At 60.8% G+C, this 2,673-nt stretch carries 2 protein-coding genes; both read right to left on the bottom strand.

The genetic code is table 11. The features are described from left to right. Window positions 1-126 precede the first annotated feature (126 nt). Complete coding sequence (gene gdhA / locus Q4P21_RS00705; RefSeq protein ID WP_303386951.1) at window positions 127-1,467, bottom strand: NADP-specific glutamate dehydrogenase; 1,341 nt, start codon at window positions 1,465-1,467, stop codon at window positions 127-129. Between the two features lie 161 nt (window positions 1,468-1,628). Next, the gene (locus Q4P21_RS00700) at window positions 1,629-2,489 is read right to left on the bottom strand and encodes a helix-turn-helix transcriptional regulator (RefSeq protein WP_303386950.1); all 861 of its coding nucleotides are present in this window, start codon (window positions 2,487-2,489) and stop codon (window positions 1,629-1,631) included. Between the last annotated feature and the right edge of the window lie 184 nt (window positions 2,490-2,673).

Raw genomic sequence — 2,673 nt, 5'->3', positions numbered from 1 at the left:
CGCCCGGCCCGGGTGCCGTCCCCGGCGCCCACCACACAAAGGCCGTAATTCACGCGGCCGCGCCCCCCATTTGTGGGGGGGCCGCGCCGTCGTACTTTCCGCTCACTGCGGACGGGCAGGAACTTCTTAGATCAGGCCCTGTGCCAGCATGGCGTCGGCAACCTTGACGAAGCCGGCAATGTTGGCGCCCACCACGTAGTTGCCCGGGGAACCGTAGGTTTCTGCGGTCTCGGCACAGCGGTTGTGGATGCCGACCATGATGTTGGCCAGGCGTGCTTCGGTGTGCTCGAAGGTCCAGGCGTCGCGGCTGGCGTTCTGCTGCATTTCCAGCGCAGAAGTTGCCACGCCGCCGGCGTTGGCAGCCTTGCCCGGTGCGAACAGGATCCCAGCTTCCTGGAACACGGCGATGGCGCCGCTGGTGGAAGGCATGTTGGCGCCTTCGGCAACCGCAACCAGGCCGTTCTTGACCATGCGGGTGGCTGCTTCGGTGTTGATTTCATTCTGAGTGGCGCAGGGCAGTGCCACGGAAGCGTTGACGTCCCAAACGGAACCACCCTCGACGTAGCTGACGGAGGCGCCGCGTCGAACCGCGTACTCCTTCAAGCGGCCGCGCTCTTTTTCCTTGATCTGGCGCAGCAACGAAACGTCAATGCCGTTTTCGTCGACAATGTAGCCCGAGGAATCCGAGCAGGCCACAACTTTGGCGCCGAACTGCTGGGCCTTGGCGATGGCAAAGGTCGCCACGTTGCCGGAACCTGAGACAACCACGCGCTGGCCGTCAAGGGAGGTGCCGCGGGTCTTGAGCATTTCCTGGGTGAACATGACGGTGCCAAAGCCGGTGGCTTCCGGACGCACCAGGGAACCGCCCCAACCAACACCCTTGCCGGTCAGAACGCCCGACTCGTAGCGGTTGGTGATGCGCTTGTACTGGCCAAAGAGGTAGCCGATTTCGCGGCCGCCAACACCAATGTCACCTGCCGGAACGTCAGTGTATTCGCCGATGTGGCGGTAGAGCTCGGTCATGAAGCTCTGGCAGAAACGCATGACTTCGCGGTCGGATTTGCCGCGCGGGTCAAAGTCGGAGCCGCCCTTGCCACCGCCGATGGGCATGCCTGTCAGTGCGTTCTTGAAGATCTGCTCGAAACCAAGGAACTTCACAATGCCCAGGTATACCGAGGGGTGGAAGCGGAGGCCGCCCTTGTACGGGCCAAGTGCCGAGTTGAATTCAACACGGAAACCGCGGTTGATCTGCACGTTGCCGGCGTCGTCCATCCACGGCACACGGAAAATGATCTGGCGCTCGGGTTCGCACAGGCGCTGCAGCACGTTGGCGTCAACAAATTCTGGATGTTTGTCCAAAACGGGGCCGAGGCTTTCGAAAACTTCCAAAACTGCCTGGTGGAATTCTTTTTCACCGGGGTTGCGGGCTAAAACTTGCTCCCGGATGGCTTCTAGCCTGGTATCCATGAGTCTCCTGAAAAGGGTGAGGCGCCGAAGGGCAGCGCATAAATAAGCTCTGCTGCAATCTTGCAGGCGAGTAGACGCTGAGGCTAATTATTCTCACAAAATGACATGATATGAAGGATCATGCATAAATATCCGACGCTGGCAGGAATCTTACGTAATCTTTAGTCTTTTCGACGCCTAAATGTGGGCAGGTTGGACAGCAGGTCTGCCGCCTTGTTGGCAGCGCGGCCCACGCTGCGGCTGATTTGCCCCGGCACTCCGCCTTCATGATCGTTCGACTGCACAACGATCGCCGGTACGCCGTTCAACTGCACATCGCCCTTGGCGTCGTGCCCGTCGGCTTTGGAGGGAAGAACAACCACTGCCGTATCTTTTGATGACTTCTCGCCGTCACTTGGCGTTGACGTTTCAGCGACTGCCGACGATGTGGGTGCAGGCTCGGGCTTTGCCGAAGTATTCGTTGCGCCCTCCACGGCGGCAACGCGAACCGGAGCAGGTACTTGAGTAGGCACCGCTGCCGGTCCTGGCGCAGACGCAACTGCCGGTGCGTCGGCACTTGCGTCTGCACCGACTGTTTCAGGGGTTGCACTCCTGCTGGAAGTTCCATTCATGGTGGCGCCTGTGCTTGTCGCTGAGCTTGCTGGCTGTCGGCGAAATGGCTGCTGTGGCGTGGATGCCACCCGGGCTTCCGCAAGCACTGGTGCCGTCGTCTGCACTGTTTCGGAGAGCTCCGGTGAAGTCACCGCAGCACCAGCACCGGCACCGGCGCCAAGGGAATCCAGCCACGCCGCCACCAACGTGAGAGGTTCGGTATTAATGCCGTAGAAGCGTTTCTGTCCCTGGGCGCGCATGGTGACAACTCCTGCTTCGCGCATCACTCGCAGGTGCTTGGACACGGTGGGCTGGGAAACGCCTAGCTCGTCCACCAGCTGGCCAACGGCCTTGCTCTCCTGCGCCAACGCTGCCAAGATTTCCCGGCGCGTGGTTTCGGCAATTACCGCAAAGACTTTTTCTGCAACCATTCCACTACCCTAACGACATATGCCCCCAACAGCATCCTGGATGCTTGGAAGTGTCAGCGATTTCCCGGGCCGGCAAGTGGGTGGGGCCCCGCTTGCCAGGTTCCCAACAAATCGCGCCAGCGATTTATTGGGCCGGCAAGTGGGTGGGGCCCCGCTTGCCAGGTTCCCAACAAATCGCGCCAGC

It is taken from the genome of Arthrobacter sp., assembly GCF_030540645.1.
GTDB lineage: Bacteria > Actinomycetota > Actinomycetes > Actinomycetales > Micrococcaceae > Specibacter.
Note: the sequence above shows the minus strand (reverse complement) of the source record. Positions and strands in the feature narration are given on the sequence as shown.